We start from the raw sequence: 16901 nt of genomic DNA on the forward strand, positions 1-16901 counted from the left end.
GTGCGCCTGCTTACTCTCATGTGGGTTGTTGCCTGGCTGCTGTGGAGCCCGCCTTCGCCGGGGTGGAGCAAAGATTCTCTGCCCGAGGAGCCCGATCTCAGCACTCGTGTCGATGAACTGTATGACCACGAGGCGCGGCTTTTCATCATGCTGTATTCACTCAGCGGCAATGGCCAGATCGACTATGTGACCGCCCGGTTGGTTCAGGAGTACTCCCGCAGCAGTTACGGCAATCCTGTCTACCAGACCGAAGCCCACCCTCTGTTCTATTGGTGGAATCACACCATGTGGAACGATCCGGAGCAGGACGGGGTCAACGGTAACGAAAAGGTCTATCAGGAAAATACGGATTTCGATATCTCACGGTACAAGCCCTGTCTGTTTAACGGCCAGCCCTGTTAACAGGCTGTTGAAAAAGTCCTCCAGCTTTGTTCTCACGTCGCTCAGAGGCTCAACGTACGGGACCGAGTACGCGTCGCCTCTTCGCTCGTTGCGGCCTCGCTGGAAGGCCTTTTTGAACAGTCTGGGGACTCTTGCAAGGCCGCCTCGGTCCTTTCGGGTGAGGCCGCTCCCGCATGTTTTGTGATTCTGCTGAGCCGCACCGGGAGGCGATGGTATTCTGCGTTGCAGCTGAACATCGCCTCGGCCGCTATGCCTGTGGGTACGTCCAACTCAGCCGACGTTCGTACGAGTGAGTTCCCATGAAACACGGATCCTTCGACCTGACCGGTCTCATGAATCGGCGCATATTGGTGATGCTGCCGCTGGGTTTTGCGTCCGGCCTTCCGCTTGCGCTCACGTCCGGTACGTTGCAGGCCTGGCTGACGGTCGAGGGAGTCGATCTCAAGACCATCGGTATTTTCACGCTGGTCGGACTTCCCTATACCCTCAAATTCCTTTGGGCTCCCGTGATGGATCGGGTGGTTCCTCCCTGGTTAGGTCGGCGCCGTGGATGGATGGTGTTGACGCAACTCTGCGTTGCAGTCGGCCTCGGGCTCATGGCCGCCACCAATCCGCGAATTCATCCTGGCTGGCTGGCGGCGTATGCGCTGCTGGTCGCATTTCTTGCCGCTTCGTTGGATATCGTCTTTGACGCCTATCGCACGGAAACTCTCCGTCCTCACGAGCGTGGATTGGGTGCGGCGGTGTGGGTGAACGGGTATCGTATTGCACTGTTGGCCTCCGGGGCCGGCGCGTTGGTGCTTGCCGATTATATTGGATGGCAGATGACGTATCTCGCGATGGCTGTCGTCATGCTGGCGGGAATGGTTATCGTCTTGGTCAGCCCGGCTCCCACACTTGTTGCCGATGCCCCGAAGAGCCTGAAAGAAGCCGTCGGCGCGCCTCTCGCTGAATTCTTCACCCGGCCCCATGCGTGGGGCTTCTTGGCCGTGATTATCCTCTACAAGCTTGGAGATGCCTTTGCATCTACACTCCAGACCGCCTTTCTAATAGGTGGGCTTGGCTTTTCCGCGACGGATGTCGGTGCCGTGAAGGGGTTAGGTGTTTTTGCCACATTGCTGGGCGCTTTTTTCGGCGGGCTCTTGATGACCAGGTCCGGACTCGTGCGGTCGCTGTTGCTCTTCGGTGTATTGCAGGCTGTCTCAAACCTCGGATTTGTCGCATTGGCATTGGCAGGAAAAAATGCGACGGTACTGACAGCGGCAGTCGTGATCGAAAATGTGACAGGAGGGATGGGAACTGCAGCGTTCGTGGCATTGGTCATGTCGCTCTGTGATCCGCGGTATACGGCCACTCAGTTCGCGCTGCTGTCTTCATTGGAAGCGTTGGGAAGGGTATTTGCCGGCCGCCCATCAGCGGATGTCGTTGCCTTGGTCGGATGGACGCAGTTTTTTGTCTTGACTGTGGTGGCGGCTCTACCGGGTCTCTGGGCCGTCTGGCGGATCCGACGGGTTCTCGATCCGGAACAACCGGCCCTCCCACGAACATCCGTCATGGACCCCGACTCACAAGGACCAGGTGAACGCAGTCAGGGCAAGCTGATCGGCTGACAGTTAGCTGCCAAATCAGGCTGGTTTGGCCGTCATCGGATTGCATTGGAAATAAAGGTTCAGAGCCTTATGAGCCTTCTTCGTTTGAGCATGCTGGTCGTGGCACTGACCGGCGCGGTCGGTCTGGCATGGTCGAATCCCACCATGGACGACTATTTGCGCTTTATTGAACAGGAACTCGGCAAAGCGGTGGACCGAATGGATCAGCGTACACCGACTCGAGAACAGCAATTCATTCGGCAGATGTTTCAGTCACAAAGCAAGAAACTTCTAGAGTCAGTTGTTCGGCCGAATACCGCAAGACACAACTGGTGGTTTCTTAGCCGGTATGAGACGGATGTGGCAGATACACACGTTGTGGTTCTCGGTCTTGGCGGTCAATTCATTCCTCTCCATGGTGTCGAGGAAGTGACGCTGAAAATTGGGCGAATGGCCTTTTAAGAGAGAAAAATGGCCCGGGTAATTTGCTGGGCCCTAATTCCATGGGTCATTTCTGTGGATAACCTCCTTGATGAACCACTCGGATCGGCTTGAATATTCGCATTGAGACTATCCACAGGCTTTCCTCTCATTCCCCAGTACACACACAATATTTGGTATTGACAAAAATTCATGGTCGCTATATGTAGTCATCCTCATCAGAAATGAAGGTCATAACCCACATGCCGCTGAATAACATTATCCTTTTCCTCTTTGAGGAGGGCCACCGTGAGAATTGAACGAAGATTCACCTGTCGAGGAATGAGCCCTTACGATGGTCTGGCGTTCGTCAAACGGTCGTCGGAGATCCGGAACCCTGATGGGTCCACTGTCTTCAAGCTCGAGAATATCGATGTTCCCGAGTCATGGACTCAGTTGGCTATCGATATATTGGCTCAAAAGTATTTCCGGAAGGCCGGCGTTCCACAGCGCGACCAGAACGGTCAGCCGCTTGTCGGTTCGGACGGTGAGCCGGTTCGGGGTGGAGAGCGGGACGCCCGTCAGGTTTTTGAGCGCATGGCGGGATGCTGGACTCATTGGGGCAAGTCTTACGGGTATTTCAAGTCGCCGGAAGATGCCGACTCTTTCCACGATGAGATGTGTTACATGCTGGCGCACCAAATGGCGGCGCCGAATTCTCCCCAATGGTTCAACACCGGCCTTCATTATGCCTATGGGTTGTCGGGACCGGCGCAAGGACATTATTACGTCGACCCCAAGACCCGCGAGGTGGTGAAAGCCACCAATGCGTTCGAACATCCTCAACCTCATGCCTGTTTCATTCAGTCGATTGAGGACGATCTCGTGAATGAAAACGGGATTATGGATCTCTGGGTTCGGGAGGCTCGGTTATTCAAATATGGTTCCGGGACCGGGACGAACTTCTCGAAACTCCGGGGGGATGGAGAAGGACTTTCAGGCGGTGGGCGGTCTTCGGGTCTCATGTCGTTTCTCAAAATTGGAGATCGAGCCGCCGGGGCGATCAAGTCGGGGGGGACCACGCGCCGCGCCGCCAAGATGGTCTGTTTAGATCTCGATCACCCGGACATCGAGGAATTCATCGATTGGAAAGTCGTCGAAGAGCAAAAAGTTGCCGCGATGGTAACGGGTTCAAAGATTTGTGCCCAGCGTCTCAATGCCGTGCTGAAAGCCTGTCATACGGTCGATGGCCAGGGTGCGTTGAGGCTGGATCTCGATCACAAGACGAATCCGGTCTTGCGTGACGCTCTGACGTCGGCCCGTCGCGATATGGTGCCCGAGCCGTATATCCAACGAATGTTTTCCTACGCGCAGCAGGGTTTCACGCATTTCGTGTTTCATGAGTACGATACCAATTGGGATGGGAAGGCCTATCAGACGGTCTCCGGGCAAAATTCGAACAACAGTGTCAGAATTCCGAATGAGTTTTTTGCTGCGCTCGAAGTAGACGGGGACTGGCAACTCAAACGCCGAACGAACGGCAAGGTCTGTAAGACCATCAAGGCGAGAGAGCTATGGGACCGGGTCGCTTGGGCGGCATGGATTTGCGCCGATCCCGGGACGCAATACGATACCATCATCAACGAGTGGCACACCTGTCCGGAGGATGGCCGCATCAACGCCTCGAATCCTTGTTCTGAATACATGTTTTTGGACGATACGGCTTGTAACCTCGCCTCCCTCAATCTCACGAAGTTCTACACTGCCGATGGGCAATTCGAACTGGAGCATTTCCGACATGCCGTTCGGTTGTGGACCGTCGCGTTGGAGATCAGCGTGCTGATGGCTTCCTTCCCAAGCCGATCGATAGCCGAAAAAAGCTATCAGTTCCGGACGCTTGGGTTGGGCTATGCGAATCTGGGCACGGTCCTGATGCGACAAGGGATCCCGTATGATTCGCCGAAAGCTCTGGCGATCTGCGGGGCCATCACTTCCATTATGACCGGAGAGGCGTACAGCGCCTCGGCTGAAATGGCAGCCGAGTTGTCGCCGTTCCCGGGGTACGCAAAAAATCGAGAACACATGCTGCGGGTCATTCGCAATCACCGACGGGCGGCGTACCAGGTGTCGCGTACCGAGTATGAAGGTCTCACGGTCGTTCCGGAGGGAATCCGCCCCGATCATTGTCCTCCGGACATGCTCATCGCTGCCAGACGAGCCTGGGACCATGCGCTTGAACTCGGGTCAGCCTATGGGTACCGCAACGCACAGGTGACCGTGATCGCTCCAACCGGCACGATTGGGTTGGTCATGGATTGTGATACCACCGGCATTGAGCCGGACTTTGCTCTGGTGAAGTTTAAGAAGCTGGCCGGTGGAGGGTATTTTAAGATCATCAATCAAAGCCTGCCGATTGCTCTGAGCAACCTCGGATATACAGACCAGCAGGTGCAGGATGTCATCCGCTACTGTGTCGGTAATCAGACGCTCAAGGGAGCACCTTTCGTCAATCACGATACTCTGCGCCAGAAGGGATTCGACGACGCAGCCTTGGATCGTCTGGAGCGCAGCTTGGCACAAGCGTTCGAAATTCAGTTCGCCTTCAATAAATTTACGCTGGGAGAAGCGTTTTGCGCCGAGAAACTCGGTCTGACTGAGGCGCAGCTGAATGAGACGAACTTCAATATGCTGAAGGCGCTCGGCTTCACGCAGGAAGAAATTGCGGCTGCAAACGATTTCTGTTCCGGGACGATGACGGTGGAAGGAGCGCCGCACTTGAAGGCCGAGCACCTGGCGGTATTCGACTGTGCCAATCGATGCGGTCGAATCGGACAACGCTCCATCGCCGTCGATGCGCATATCCGCATGATGGCTGCGGCGCAACCCTTCATCAGCGGCGCGATCAGCAAGACCATCAACATGCCGGCCGATGCCACGCTTGATGACGTCAAGTCGGCCTATTTGCTTGCCTGGAAAAGCATGGTCAAAGCAGTGGCGCTGTATCGTGACGGGTCCAAGCTTAGCCAACCGTTGAGCGCTTCGACCGATAGTGGAAAGGCCGTGGAGGCCGCCCCTAGTGTCTTGGAGATGGCGGAGAAAGTTACCGAACGGGTGATGTTTCGCTATCTCGCCAAGCGGCGCCCGTTGCCGAGCAGACGCAATGGGTACACGCAAAAGGCCATAGTCGGAGGACATAAGCTCTATCTACGAACCGGCGAGTATGATGATGGGACGGTCGGGGAAATCTTTTTGGACATGCATAAGGAGGGGGCGGCATTCAGAAGCCTCATGAATTGCTTCGCGATCGCCATTTCTCTTGGGCTCCAGCATGGCGTGCCGCTGGAAGAATTTGTCGAGGCGTTTGTCTTTACCAGGTTTGAGCCGAACGGTCCCGTGAAATTGAACGATCGAATCAAAATGTCGACGTCCATCATCGATTACATTTTCCGTGAATTGGCCGTCACGTATCTCGAACGTTATGACCTAGCGCAGGTGAAGGAAGAAGATCTGCGCATGGATTCGATGAAAAAAGACGATATGGACCCCGAATGTTCCGAAGAAGTGGCGGACCTCGATGCACTGGCCAAATCGTCCGTCCTGACGGAACATCTTCCGATCCGTCGGAACGGGGGAAAAGGACATGGGCATGGAAATGGGCATGGGCATAGTGTTGCTCGGCAGGTCGAGATCACTAGGGAAACGCTGACACTGACAGAGATTCAAAATGCCAAAGATGCCAGGATCAAGGGCTATGAAGGCGATCCCTGTCCCGAATGCAAGCAGTTCACCATGGTCCGGAACGGCACCTGCCTCAAATGTGTCACGTGCGGCGCGACGAGCGGATGTTCATAAGAGGGGTTGAAGATGCAGAGCAAGCGGCCGTCATCATGTGTCTGGTGTAGAAAACGGCGGTTCCTGCAAAGTCTGTCGAGCGCTGAAGTCTTTTTATTGTGGCGGTTGAGGCCGAGCACGCGTTGCCAGAGACCGGCGTCGTTTCTGACCGTACGTCATCATCGCGGGGCATGGTCTCCGTTGCGAGTGTCTCGTTCAGCGAGACGGAAACAGCCCTGACGACGGAGAGCCACAAGGAGTATTGATATGCCGACAACGACGCAGCTTGTCATCAGCGAGCAGAGTAAGCCGGGTGCTCTTTCGAGGGTGACGGCGGTCCTCGGTGAAGCAGGAGTCAATATTAAGGCGTTCTCCGCTCCTGAGGTCATGGGAACGGGTAAGTTGCGTCTGCTCGTTGCCGATCTCGATGGGGCTCGCGCGGCTCTGAAGGCGGCGAAGATTAAGTTCCGCGAGGAGACCGCTCTCGTACTCAGCCTCGAAAACAAGCCTGGCGCGTTGAGAAAGGTGGCCGATCTCCTAACGAAGAGCCGGATCAACATCAAGTGCGGCTATTGTACGCCTTCACGGGAAGGAAAGCGGGCGATCGTGGTCCTGACCGTGTCCAAGACCGACAAAGCCCTGACCATTCTCCGCAATCAATCGCTCGACGAGTTTTGATCCATGCGGCTGGAGCCGCTCGCGAGAACTGCTTCTAGATTCATCGTCGTGGTCGGTCTCTTGGGGGTCCTCGTCTCCCAGGGATGCACCACGCCTTCCCGTCGTGCCGATCAATTTCCCGGATATCCTGTTGGATTTGTCGAGCGAGGGATGGCTTCATGGTATGGCCCCGGTTTTCATGGAAATAAGACGGCCAACGGGGATCGGTACGACATGCACAAGCTGACCGCTGCTCATCGGACGCTGCCGTTGGGATCCGTCGCAGTTGTTCATTCATTGACCTCGGGTCGCCATATCACGGTTAGGATTAACGATCGGGGGCCTTTCGCGAGGGGGCGAATCTTGGACTTGTCCTTGGCGGGTGCTGAGGCTCTCGGGATGATCGGTAATGGAACCGATCAGATCGAGCTTCGAGTTGTGGGCTATAATGGCCGACCTGAAGGGATGGGGGTATTACGGCTTCAAATCGGGGCATTCGCTGATCTGCAGAACGCGCAGGCACTGTTCTTACAGGTCCAACGAGATTTTGCCGATGGGCGCATCATTCAGGTCGATCTTCCGGAAGGGCGCCGTTACCGAGTTCAAATCGGCCGCTTCCTGTCTGAGTCGGAGGCTCAGGCGGCTTCGACTCGTGTCGATCGTACATTTGGTCTGCAGTCGTTTGTGGTGCGGGATGATGGCTAGGCAGGGAAGGGACGGGTGTCGTTGTCAGCAAGCCAGCCAGGTCGTCTATTTAGAACTGATTGATTTTCCAGCAACATTTTTTGAATTGCTTGCCTGTACTCGGTCCCTGTGATAGATGTATCCACTGTGAATCCTATTCTAAGCGGTTCGGTTATCCTGATCGTATGCTCCTCTGAAGGGTCGACCAAGGGGTATCCTCTGGGAGACGCCCGGCTTCTCATCAAGCCAGCCATAGTAGTTCAACGTCCCTAATATACTGCTGTGATGGACATCCTCATCCTTTTGGGATTGATAGGGTTATCCGCCATTATTTCCACTGCCGAGATCGGCTTCTTCTCGGTCAATGAAACTCGCCTGAAAGCATTGGCTCAAAACGGGAGCAAACGGGCAGAAAAAGCCGTTCAACTGCGGAGCGACCCACAAAAGCTCTTCTCGACCATTCTGGTGGGCGATCGCCTGGTCAGCACAGCCATCCCAATGTTCGCCACTTTTATCACGTTGAATACATATGGAGGGAAGAGCGTTTTTGAAGAAGCCATTGCGGTGATGGTCGGCATCTTGACCTTTGTGCTCCTAGTATCCGTGGACGTGGTCCCTAAGACTCTGGCTGCCAAATTTTCAGTACCTGTCACTCTCAACTTGGCCTACCCAGTCTATTGGGTCCAAGTGATGTTGAAGCCGATTCTTTTCTTGATGGTGCCGCTGATCTACAAATTGACAGGAGGGAAGGGGCTGACTCATCCATTGGTGACAGAGGAAGAGTTGAAAATCATGCTGGACCAGGGCGGCAAGGCCGGAGAGCTGGAATCCGAAGAAGTCAAGATGATCAAGAACGTGTTTCAATTAAAGGACATTACGGCGGAAGACGCGATGACGCCCCGCATTTATGTCTTTGCGCTCGACGGAAACCTTCGGCTCAAGGAAGCAGAGGAGCTGTTGTACAATTCGAAGTACTCCAGAATTCCGCTCTACGATGGAACGCTCGATAACATCACGGGCATTCTCTACAAAACCAAGGCACTCACCGAGCTGGCCAAAGGGCGGGCGGAAGTGCGTCTGCGGGATATCGCTCATCCTCCGCTCTTTGTCCCAGGAGGCAAAACAGCGGATGATTTGATGAAGCAGTTTCAGCAGGACAAGCGCCACATGGGAGTCGTGGTAAATGAATTCGGGGGCGTCATGGGGCTTGTGACCCTCGAGGATCTGCTGGAAGAGGTCGTCGGCGAAATTGTCGATGAAACGGATATCACGGAAGAACTCATCAAGCGGATTGGGAAAAGCCAAATCCTGGTCCATGGAAGGACAGAAGTGCGGAAAGTGAACGACTTCCTGAAGGTCGACCTTGGAGGAGATGAAGCCCTGACTATCGGAGGGCTGATCCAAGAGAATCTCGGCCGAATCCCTGCAGCCGGAGAAGAACTCCGCATCGAGAATTGTCGCTTGGTCGTCCACGAGGCCGACCCGCGCTCAATACGGAGCGTGCATATTTTCAAGGAAGAGAAGGTGGCGGTGCCGGTCGAGGCTCCCGTATGACCCTATGTGTTGCCCGATCCACGGATTAAGTCTCCGAATCCCTCCTCATTGAGGATCTTCACTCCCAATTTCTGAGCCTGATCGAGTTTCGATCCCGGGTCTATGCCTGCCACTACATAGGCTGTCTTTCTGCTGACGCTGGAGGAGACTGTACCGCCACGCTCTTCGACAAGAGCCTTGGCCTCTTCCCTCGTCCACCTCGCCAATCCGCCGGTGAACACGAAGCTCTGTCCCGAGAAAGGCAACGCCGCGGCGCTGCGGGATATAGGGGTATCCAGGATCGAAAGCCCCAGCATTCGCAGTTGATCGATAACCCGTTGGTTCGCACTTTCTTGAAAATAGGCGACCAAACTCGCCGAGATTTCCGGTCCGATCTCATGGACTGCCTGAAGCCGATCTTGATCGGCCGACATGATGGCATCAAGGGATCCAAATTCGCGGGCAAGCACCTTTGCGATGTGCTGCCCGACTTGGCGGATGCCCAAGCCCATCAAGAACCGGTCGAGGGACACGGTTTTGCTTCGTGCGATAGCGTCAAGGAGCAAGGTGGAAGACCGCTCGGCAAACCCTTCGAGCTTCAAGAGTTGCTCCTGATCGAGTCGATAAATGTCTGACAGATCCTTGACGAGTCCTTGATCGACTAATTGAGCAACGGTCTTCTTGCCGAGACCTTCGATGTTCAGGGCGGACTTCGAGGCAAAGTGTTCGACGGCTCCTTTCAACTGGGCCGGGCAGACGGCTTGCCCGGTGCAGTAGAAATACGCGCCCTCTCGAGCGACCGCTGAGCCGCACACGGGGCAGTGGTTCGGCATGGCAAACGGTGCCGCTCTCGATTCTTCCGGTACCGGCACGCGTTCAGTAATGGCCGGGATGACGTCGCCGGCGCGCTCGACTTTGACTGTGTCCCCGTCGCGCACGTCTTTTCGAGCCACCTCGTCTGCATTGTGCAGGGTGGCTCGGCTGATCGTGACACCGCCAACTTCGACCGGATTCAGCAGCGCAAGCGGCGTCAAGGTGCCGGTCCTTCCGACTGAGACGATGATCTTATGAACTTTCGTGACTTCCTTTCGAGGGGCGAATTTGTAGGCGATTGCCCAGCGGGGGCTTCTGGACTTCATGCCGAGCTGCTCTTGCCAGCTGCGCCGGTTGACTTTGACGACGACGCCGTCGATTTCATAGAGAAGGTCGTCACGCTGCCCTTCGATCTCATGGTGAAACGCCATGACGTCCTCGATCGTTTCGCAACGCCGGCGAAGAGAAGGAATCGGAAGACCCCAAGAAACCAATGCGTCCAATTCGTCCCAATGCGACGAGGGTGGTGTTCCGTCGATGGCCATCATCTCGTAGCAGGTCACCACGAGGGGGCGTTCGGCTGTGATGCTCGAGTCCAGCTGCCTAAGAGAACCGGCGGCGGCGTTGCGCGGGTTCGCGAAGGCGTCGTCCCCCCGTTCCGTTATTCGGCGGTTAAGCGCATGGAAGTCTGCAAGGCGCATGTAGACTTCACCCCGCACGGCCAGGTGATCAGGATGTGTGTCACTCTGTAATTGCAGCGGCAATGATCGAATGGTGCGCAGATTGATGGTGATATCCTCACCGACACTTCCATCGCCTCGAGTTGAGCCCCGAACAAACCTTCCCTGTTCGTAGACCAATTCCACAGAGAGACCGTCGAATTTCGGTTCGACCGTATACTCGATCCGGTCTGTTTCCAGCTCGCGTTTCATCCGCTGGTCGAAGGCCAGCACTTCTTTCGAATCGACCAAGGAATCGAGGCTCAACATGGGTTTCACATGCTGGATCTTGCCGAGCGCATCCAACGGAGGGGCACCGACACGCTGGGTAGGAGAATCGGATGAGATCAGTTCTGGGTATGCCTGTTCGAGTTGGACCAATTCCCGGAACAACCGGTCATACGCTCCATCTGAAATCTCGGGCTGGTCCTTGACGTAATACAGGTAGTCGTGGTGCCTGATTTGGCTTTTGAGTAGAGTATGTCGCTCTTGTTGGGCGCGAGGGGCTTTCGAAGAGGACAATGAGTCGTTATCGAGTGAATCCTGTCGCATCGCCCTTAACGATGTGAAGCCTCGGTGATCACACCTGGCATGCGATGACAGATGACGTTTGGCATGTGGGTGAGGAGAGGCTTGAACTGTGCTGACCGTAGCACAGCGTTACGGAAACGGTCAAACCACCAAGGCTTGGCCTGCTTTGACTTTCCTCTCAGTGGCCACTATTCTAAGCGTCTCTTCGGCTGGTCGGAGGTCCGCGGAGCACTTGGGCAAAGGAGGATGTATGCAGAAGGAAGAGCAGCAAGGCTGTGAACATACAAGGAAGATCGTCCTATCAGGGATACTGCTCTGTAGTGGGTTGCTGCTAAGTGGATGTGTCGTCCTGGAAGAAAAATACAACGCCGAAAAGGCGCGAAGTTTGAACTTTCAGCGTCTCCTGGCGCAGGAAGAAAAGCGGACGGCTGAACTGGACAGTGAAGTCAAACGCACCAAGCTCGAACTGGCTGAATTCGAGGCGAGGAACCGTGAGCTGTCCGGGCAAGTGCAGGTGGCACGAGAGCAGATGGGGCGCCTCCAGGAAGAGGCAGAAGCCATTAGGGAAGCGACGTTACTCGAACGGAAAGCCTTGGAGGACATGCGGCGGAAAGGCCATTCCCCCGCCGTCAAACAGAAGAAAGCCGAATCAGCAAAGGATTCTTCCGGTGAGGCGGGTGAAAACGACGCCGTGCTCAAAGGAATGCCGACCGCGGCCGAGACGCATGCTGCATCGAAAGCAGACGGGACGGTGCATGTGGTGAAACCCGGAGAAACCCTCTTCGGGATCGGTCGGCGCTATGGAATTGAGGTCGATAAGTTGAGGAAGCTGAATAAGCTCCCAGATGACATCATCGAAGTAGGCCAGAAACTCCTGGTGGGAACTGAGTAGCCGGAACACTATGCAGTCTGCGACCTATTCACTCACCCTGGATGAATTTCGCTCCTACGCAAAACAGGGCAACCTCATTCCGTTATTCCGCGAAATCCTGGCGGACCATGATACGCCGGTCTCGGCCTTTGCCAAGATAGATCATGGCCCCTCGGCCTACCTGCTGGAAAGCATTCAGGGCGGAGAAAAGTGGGCGAGGTATTCTTTTCTCGGGAGTGGGGCTCCACTCGTCATCTACGAAGATCGCGGTGATCTGTGCGTGAAAAAGGGTTCGCATCGCCGCCGCATCCCCAGCCGGGGGGCGCCGTTGGATCGTCTCCGAGAGATCATGGAAGCCTATCGCCCCGTGACCGTTCCTGGTCTCCCGCGCTTCGTCGGTGGAGCCGTCGGCTACCTCGGCTACGATTTGGTCAAGATGTTCGAAGACCTTCCTTCACGAAAAAAGGACCAAATCGATCTTCCGGACTTTGCCTTTCTGCTGACCGACACCTTGCTCATCTTCGACAACGTGTCGCAAAAGATCAAAGTGGTGGCCAACGCACACGTGACGTCCACGTCGGAGAGAAATATTCGTTCGGCCTATCGTGAAGCGACTCGCCGGATCGAAGCGATGATCGCCAGAATCCGCCGGCCGCTTCGGCGTGTTGCGCCGAAGCGCCGGCGATCCCCCAGCCGCTTTACGGCAAACATGAGCCGGGCGGACTTTGAAAAGATGGTGTCTCGTGCTCAGGAATACATCAAAGCCGGGGACATTTTTCAGTGTGTGTTGTCGCAACGCTGGGAAACAAATCTCCAGGCCTCTCCGTTTCAACTCTATCGTGCCCTGCGTGTGGTGAATCCATCGCCCTACATGTACTACCTGCGGATCGCCGGGGTGGAACTGGTCGGCTCGTCTCCGGAGATTCTTGTGCGATGCGAGGACGGTCTTGTTTCGGTGCGCCCGATTGCGGGGACCAGACGGCGCGGCGCGACGATCGAAGAGGACATGGAACTGGAACGCCGTCTTCTCGCGGATTCCAAAGAACGGGCCGAGCACATCATGTTGGTGGATCTCGGACGCAATGATGTCGGTCGTGTCGCCGAACGGGGATCGGTCCAGGTTGAATCCTTGATGAACGTCGAACGATACTCGCACGTGATGCATATTGTCTCGAACGTTACCGGGAAACTGGGAACGACCAAGACTGTGTATGATGTGTTGAAGGCATGCTTTCCCGCCGGCACCGTATCCGGGGCACCGAAGATCAGAGCCATGGAAATCATCGAGGAACTGGAACCCACCAAACGCGGGCCTTACGCCGGTGCGGTGGGCTACATCAGTTTTTCAGGCAATATGGACATGTGTATCAATATCCGCACCGTCGTGGTCTCTCGACATCGGGCCTTTATCCAGGCCGGAGCAGGTATCGTCGCCGATTCCAATCCCGAGCACGAGTATGAAGAAACCTGCAACAAGTCCCGTGCAATGATGAAGGCGATCGAACTGGCGGAACAGGGGCTGGAATGAGGTGGTGCCTCGTGAAGGGTGAAGCGTGAAGCGCGAACAACAAGTCATTCGAAATACGTTTCACGAGCGGCGAGCTACGGGGAACATCAATGTTGTTGGTCATCGATAATTACGATTCCTTTACCTACAATCTCGTCCAGTACCTCGGAGAATTGGGCGAGGACATACAAGTGTTTCGTAACGACAAGCTTACGCTGGACCAGATTGAGGAGATGCGTCCTAGTCGCCTTGTCATCTCTCCCGGGCCGTGCACGCCTAAAGAAGCCGGTATTTCAGTCGAGGCTATCCGCCGGTTCGGAGGGAAGATCCCCATTCTCGGCGTATGTTTGGGGCACCAGTCGATGGCCGTCGCCTACGGAGGTGAGGTCATCCGCGCTCCTCGCTTGATGCATGGGAAGACATCCCAAATTTCACATGACGGCAAGACGATCTTTCAGTCGTTGCCCAATCCGTTCCAAGCGACGCGCTATCATTCGTTGATTGTGAATCGGCTCAATGTTCCGGACTGTTGTGAGATTTCCGCTGAAACCGCCGAGGGCGAGATCATGGGCCTCCGTCATAAGACGCTGTGTGTCGAAGGGGTCCAATTTCATCCGGAATCGATTCTGACGACGGTCGGAAAAGATCTCCTCCGCAACTTTTTAAAACTCTAGCAGGATGCTGAAAAAGTCCGCCAGCGGCGTTCTCGCATCGCTCCGAGGCTCAACGTACGGCCCAAGGTACGCCTTCGCCTCATCGCTCGCTGTGGCCTGGCATATGGAGAGGTGCGTCTTGGCGCACCGGGGTCGGGCGGGTGAGACCAGCGGTCTTATTGAGCACCCTGCCTGCTAAAATCCCATGATCAAAGATGCGCTCGCCAAATTGGCCGACCGAACCGACCTTTCTGCATCGGAGGCCGAAGCGGTCATGTTGGAAATCATGGACGGAGCTGCAACCTCGGCTCAGGTGGCCGCCTACCTCATGGGACTCAGGCAGAAAGGCGAAACAGTCGCCGAAGTCGTCGGTTCGGTCAACGCCATGCGATTACGGGCGACGCGAATCAGGGTTGGGGCATCGATCATCGTCGACACCTGCGGCACCGGCGGGGATGGGGCCGACACGTTTAATATCTCCACGACAGCGGGATTCGTGGTCGCCGGAGCCGGCATTACCGTGGCCAAACACGGCAATCGTTCCGTGTCGTCCAGATCAGGCAGCGCTGATGTGCTGAGCGTCCTCGGTGTCAAGATCGATCTGGAGCCGAACAGGGTCGCCGAGTGTATCGATGAAGTCGGTATCGGATTTTTGTTCGCGCCCCTCTACCACGGCGCGATGAAGCAATGCGCCGGGGTGCGGCAGGAGATGGGAATCCGGACCATTCTGAACGTGCTTGGTCCGTTGGCGAATCCAGCCGGCGCCACGCACCAAGTGCTCGGAGTCTATGATGCAAAGTGGACGGACATCTTGGGGCGCGTCCTGCTGGAGCTGGGATCACAGCATTGCTTCGTGATTCACGGCATGGATGGTCTGGATGAGATCACCCTGTCGGACCGGACGAAAGTCTCCGAGGGGAAGGCCGGCGTGGTGTCGAGTTATTTTGTTTCGCCGGAGGAGTTCGAGGTGAAGCGGATGGCGAGAAAAGAGGTCGCCGGCGGCACGCCGGAAGACAACGCGCGCATCGCGAAGGAGATCTTGCAGGGCAAGAAAGGTCCAAAACGGGACATCGTATGCCTGAACGCCGCTCCTGCAATGGTAGCAGGCCGGAAAGCGAAAACCCTGAAGGAAGGCTTCCGCCTCGCCCAAGAAACGATCGACTCGGGGGCCGCTGCAGAGAAGCTGGACCGGCTCATTGCATTTACTACAAGAGTGTGACCGACTCATGATCCTGGATCGCATCCTCGAGCATAAAAAAGCGGAGCTCAGGCACAAGCAAAGCCGGTCCTATCTGGCCGACCTCAAAGCGGCGATCCGAGACGCCCCGCCGACACTCGGCTTTGCCGTCACGCTGGACGCGACAAAACCTCGCACCAGCCCGGCCCTGATCGCGGAGGTCAAAAAGGCGTCTCCGAGTTTAGGACTGTTACGACCGGAATTTGCTGTACAGTTCGACTATCTGACGCTTGCCCGTACGTATTATGAACAGGGCGCATCCGCGGTGTCGGTCCTGACGGACAAGGAGTTTTTCCAGGGCGACCTGCGGTACTTGAAAGAGATCAAGGAAGCGTTGCCGATCCCGGCGCTCAATAAGGAATTCATGGTCGGCGAGGTGCAATTCTATGAAGCGCGGGCACACGGTGCCGATGCCGTCTTGCTGATCGTGGCTGCGCTGGAACGTCGCCAACTCATGGATTTCCACGCTTTGGCCACCGAACTGAAGATGGACAGCCTGTTCGAAACCCATCACGAGAGGGAGTTGGATACGGTCTTGGAGTGGATTCCCACCGCGAGAATGATCGGGATCAACAATAGGGATCTCAACACCTTCACGACCGATCTCAACGTCACCTTCCGTCTGGCGAAACGAATTCCTTCCGACAAGCTGATCATCAGTGAAAGCGGGATTCATGGCCGCGATGATGTGACAAAACTGATCGAGGGCGGCGTTCATGCCATGTTGATCGGCGAATCGCTTATTCGCGCCGAGCACACGGCCGACAAAGTTCGAGAGTTGCTCGGCGTCGTCTCTGGCAGTGCGCAGTCTGCGTAGAGCATTCACCATGAAGATAAAAATTTGCGGGATCACCAACCTGGAGGATGCGAAGGGCGCGGTTGCCGCAGGCGCGGACGCGCTGGGATTTGTGATGTACCGCAAAAGCCCACGCTGGGTAGACCCGTCTCTGGTGAGAGCCATTGTCGCGGAACTCCCGCCTTTCGTGCTGCCGGTCGGGGTGTTCGTCAACGAAGAGGCCGGGACGGTTCGGGCGCTCATGGATGAATGTGGTTTTGCCCTTGCCCAACTGCATGGAGATGAATCGCCTCTGTACTGCCAACACCTCGGTCGTCCGGCTCTCAAAGCCCTCCGTCTCAAGGACCATGAGACCGTTCTCACCCTGGCCGGGTTTCAAGGGCAGGCAAATGTTCGAGGATTTCTCATCGATGCGTATTCAGACCAGGCTTATGGAGGCACGGGGCAGACAGTCGATTGGACATTGGCCCAGGAAGTAGCTCGATCTCTTCCGATCATTCTGGCCGGTGGATTGACTCCGGAAAACGTGGCAGACGCGATCAAGACGGTACGTCCATATGGAGTCGATGTGAGCAGCGGGGTGGAAAAGAGCCCCGGCAAGAAGGACCTCCATAAGCTTAAGGCGTTTATTGAAGCGGCCAGACTTGTGCCTGTCTGA

The 16901-nt window shown here is 56.0% G+C and carries 14 protein-coding genes; 13 read left to right on the top strand and 1 reads right to left on the bottom strand.

All coding sequences use genetic code 11. The features are described from left to right. Window positions 1-18 precede the first annotated feature (18 nt). From H8K03_14800 to H8K03_14830, 7 genes are all read left to right on the top strand, one after another. Window positions 19-402, top strand: a complete 384-nt coding sequence (locus tag H8K03_14800) for a hypothetical protein (GenBank protein ID UVT22495.1) — start codon at window positions 19-21, stop codon at window positions 400-402. A 299-nt stretch (window positions 403-701) separates the two neighbouring features. Beyond that, window positions 702-2012 carry an MFS transporter gene (locus tag H8K03_14805; GenBank protein UVT19069.1) on the top strand — a complete coding sequence of 437 codons (1311 nt, stop codon included), beginning with the start codon at window positions 702-704 and terminating at the stop codon, window positions 2010-2012. A 69-nt stretch (window positions 2013-2081) separates the two neighbouring features. Then, entirely contained in the window at window positions 2082-2453 is a 372-nt protein-coding gene (locus H8K03_14810; GenBank protein ID UVT19070.1) for a DUF4359 domain-containing protein, read from the top strand. A 267-nt stretch (window positions 2454-2720) separates the two neighbouring features. After that, window positions 2721-6263, top strand: coding sequence for a vitamin B12-dependent ribonucleotide reductase (locus H8K03_14815; protein UVT19071.1), 3543 nt, complete (start codon window positions 2721-2723; stop codon window positions 6261-6263). 246 nt (window positions 6264-6509) lie between these two features. Next, window positions 6510-6920, top strand: a complete 411-nt coding sequence (locus H8K03_14820) for a hypothetical protein (GenBank protein ID UVT19072.1) — start codon at window positions 6510-6512, stop codon at window positions 6918-6920. A gap of 3 nt (window positions 6921-6923) precedes the next feature. After that, on the top strand, window positions 6924-7604 hold the full coding sequence (locus H8K03_14825; GenBank protein UVT19073.1) for a septal ring lytic transglycosylase RlpA family protein: 681 nt from the start codon (window positions 6924-6926) through the stop codon (window positions 7602-7604). 264 nt (window positions 7605-7868) lie between these two features. Continuing rightward, window positions 7869-9137, top strand: a complete 1269-nt coding sequence (locus H8K03_14830) for an HlyC/CorC family transporter (protein UVT19074.1) — start codon at window positions 7869-7871, stop codon at window positions 9135-9137. Window positions 9138-9139: 2 nt separating this feature from the next. Here the strand turns inward: H8K03_14830 and ligA are convergent, their stop codons facing one another. Beyond that, window positions 9140-11200 carry an NAD-dependent DNA ligase LigA gene (ligA, locus tag H8K03_14835; GenBank protein UVT19075.1) on the bottom strand — a complete coding sequence of 687 codons (2061 nt, stop codon included), beginning with the start codon at window positions 11198-11200 and terminating at the stop codon, window positions 9140-9142. Window positions 11201-11429: 229 nt separating this feature from the next. On the opposite strand from ligA, the gene H8K03_14840 reads away from it, so the two are divergent. From H8K03_14840 to H8K03_14865, 6 genes are all read left to right on the top strand, one after another. Next, a complete protein-coding gene (locus H8K03_14840) occupies window positions 11430-12071 on the top strand; it encodes a LysM peptidoglycan-binding domain-containing protein (GenBank protein UVT19076.1) in 642 nt (213 codons plus the stop codon). A gap of 10 nt (window positions 12072-12081) precedes the next feature. Further along, window positions 12082-13578 carry an anthranilate synthase component I gene (gene trpE, locus H8K03_14845; protein ID UVT19077.1) on the top strand — a complete coding sequence of 499 codons (1497 nt, stop codon included), beginning with the start codon at window positions 12082-12084 and terminating at the stop codon, window positions 13576-13578. A gap of 89 nt (window positions 13579-13667) precedes the next feature. Further along, the gene (locus H8K03_14850; GenBank protein ID UVT19078.1) at window positions 13668-14231 is read left to right on the top strand and encodes an aminodeoxychorismate/anthranilate synthase component II; all 564 of its coding nucleotides are present in this window, start codon (window positions 13668-13670) and stop codon (window positions 14229-14231) included. Window positions 14232-14415: 184 nt separating this feature from the next. Next, window positions 14416-15429, top strand: a complete 1014-nt coding sequence (gene trpD, locus H8K03_14855) for an anthranilate phosphoribosyltransferase (protein UVT19079.1) — start codon at window positions 14416-14418, stop codon at window positions 15427-15429. 7 nt (window positions 15430-15436) lie between these two features. Then, entirely contained in the window at window positions 15437-16264 is an 828-nt protein-coding gene (trpC, locus tag H8K03_14860; GenBank protein UVT19080.1) for an indole-3-glycerol phosphate synthase TrpC, read from the top strand. Window positions 16265-16274: 10 nt separating this feature from the next. Further along, window positions 16275-16901, top strand: a complete 627-nt coding sequence (locus H8K03_14865) for a phosphoribosylanthranilate isomerase (protein UVT19081.1) — start codon at window positions 16275-16277, stop codon at window positions 16899-16901.

Origin of the sequence: Nitrospira sp., from assembly GCA_024760545.1 — a bacterium.
In the GTDB taxonomy this organism is placed as follows: Bacteria; Nitrospirota; Nitrospiria; order Nitrospirales; family Nitrospiraceae; genus Nitrospira_D.

Bases quoted from the DNA above. Each gene is read 5' to 3' on its own strand.
- H8K03_14800 (UVT22495.1), top strand. From the start codon at position 19: ATGTGGGTTGTTGCCTGGCTGCTGTGGAGCCCGCCTTCGCCGGGGTGG.
- H8K03_14805 (UVT19069.1), top strand. From the start codon at position 702: ATGAAACACGGATCCTTCGACCTGACCGGTCTCATGAATCGGCGCATA.
- H8K03_14810 (UVT19070.1), top strand. From the start codon at position 2,082: ATGAGCCTTCTTCGTTTGAGCATGCTGGTCGTGGCACTGACCGGCGCG.
- H8K03_14820 (UVT19072.1), top strand. From the start codon at position 6,510: ATGCCGACAACGACGCAGCTTGTCATCAGCGAGCAGAGTAAGCCGGGT.
- H8K03_14825 (UVT19073.1), top strand. From the start codon at position 6,924: ATGCGGCTGGAGCCGCTCGCGAGAACTGCTTCTAGATTCATCGTCGTG.
- H8K03_14830 (UVT19074.1), top strand. From the start codon at position 7,869: ATGGACATCCTCATCCTTTTGGGATTGATAGGGTTATCCGCCATTATT.
- ligA (UVT19075.1), bottom strand. From the start codon at position 11,200: ATGCGACAGGATTCACTCGATAACGACTCATTGTCCTCTTCGAAAGCC.
- H8K03_14840 (UVT19076.1), top strand. From the start codon at position 11,430: ATGCAGAAGGAAGAGCAGCAAGGCTGTGAACATACAAGGAAGATCGTC.
- trpE (UVT19077.1), top strand. From the start codon at position 12,082: ATGCAGTCTGCGACCTATTCACTCACCCTGGATGAATTTCGCTCCTAC.
- H8K03_14850 (UVT19078.1), top strand. From the start codon at position 13,668: ATGTTGTTGGTCATCGATAATTACGATTCCTTTACCTACAATCTCGTC.
- trpD (UVT19079.1), top strand. From the start codon at position 14,416: ATGATCAAAGATGCGCTCGCCAAATTGGCCGACCGAACCGACCTTTCT.
- trpC (UVT19080.1), top strand. From the start codon at position 15,437: ATGATCCTGGATCGCATCCTCGAGCATAAAAAAGCGGAGCTCAGGCAC.
- H8K03_14865 (UVT19081.1), top strand. From the start codon at position 16,275: ATGAAGATAAAAATTTGCGGGATCACCAACCTGGAGGATGCGAAGGGC.